At 60.9% G+C, this 795-nt stretch carries 1 protein-coding gene; it reads right to left on the bottom strand.

The genetic code is table 11. The features are described from left to right. Positions 1-13: 13 nt before the first annotated feature. The coding region (locus H6A60_RS14555) for a beta-ketoacyl reductase (RefSeq protein WP_205104896.1) at positions 14-795 on the bottom strand (782 nt) is incomplete at its 5' end.

Consider the following 795-nt stretch of genomic DNA (forward strand, 5'->3'; position numbering starts at 1 on the left):
GACTGGTTGGACATCAGGCGGCACCTCCAACGTTCTTCAAAACATCCGTCTTCATTTCTTCGGTAAGCGCCACGCCGTGCTTTTCGGCGAGGACGTCGAGCGCCTGTTCGTCGGCGTTCTTTTTGTCGATCATCTGCCAGAAGCGTTCTGCAATGGTGTGAATCGTTGCGCCGCCCGAAAGCGACACGGCCGGAATTCTGAGACCGAGACGCTCTTCAAGCGCAGCGGCGAGTTCCACCACCATGAGCGAGTCCATGCCGATGTCTGCCACCGGCTGATTGACATTGAGCTCCTGTGCGGCAACGCCCATAAGAGACGCCACCTCTTCGGCGACGCACTGCGTGAGGATCGCAACGGCTTCTTCATCGGTCTTGCCGGCAAAGCGGTCGGCGAGCGACACGCCTTCTTCGCGAGCGCCGCCAAAGCGCTCACGCATCACGCAGAAGCGCTCGTCCGCGTAAAGCGGCAGCCCCGAGAGGCGCTGCCAGTTGACGGCAAAGAAGGACGAAGCGGTCTTGCCTTCGAGAACGGCGGCCTCAAGCGCATCAAGAACATCCGAAGAATTGAGCGCTGGTGTCCCGAGCGTCGTTTCAAGCACGATGCGTGCCTGCGCGTTGTGCTCAAGCATGCCGACGTCTCCCACAGGGCCCCAGCCGACGGAGATCGCGGGGATCCCCGCCTTTCTCGCGCGTTCAAGCACGGCTTCCATACCGGCGTTGGCCGCGACGTAATTGGCCTGTCCGGGATTGCCGAGAAGAACCGTCGCCGACGAGAAGCTGTCTCTTATACACATCT

The organism is Sutterella massiliensis (assembly GCF_016899755.1).
GTDB classification, from domain to species: domain Bacteria; phylum Pseudomonadota; class Gammaproteobacteria; order Burkholderiales; family Burkholderiaceae_F; genus Sutterella; species Sutterella massiliensis.